Consider the following 229-nt stretch of genomic DNA (forward strand, 5'->3'; position numbering starts at 1 on the left):
AAGTCAGACGGTACCTATATCGAAGCCCGTGGTACGGTGCAGCACTACAAATTTGGGCAGGTGTTTGAGACGCTAGAAGCACGCAACAAACTTGAAGGGAAAGTGTACTTCAAAGTGAAGTCATTAAATGCACGCGGTCTTGTAACGGGCTACCTAAAAGGGTTGCAATCCATGGCCGTGGGTTATGACGACAATGGCATGGTCTCGTCGATTAAAGCAGTCGATAAAG

1 protein-coding gene is annotated in these 229 nt (G+C 47.6%); it reads left to right on the top strand.

Annotation, left to right across the window (positions count from 1 at the left end; all coding sequences use genetic code 11):
- On the top strand, positions 1–229 hold a 229-nt coding region (locus A7985_RS26715), incomplete at both ends, for a hypothetical protein (RefSeq protein WP_176716818.1).

It is taken from the genome of Pseudoalteromonas luteoviolacea (genome assembly GCF_001696455.1).
In the GTDB taxonomy this organism is placed as follows: domain Bacteria; phylum Pseudomonadota; class Gammaproteobacteria; order Enterobacterales; family Alteromonadaceae; genus Pseudoalteromonas; species Pseudoalteromonas luteoviolacea_C.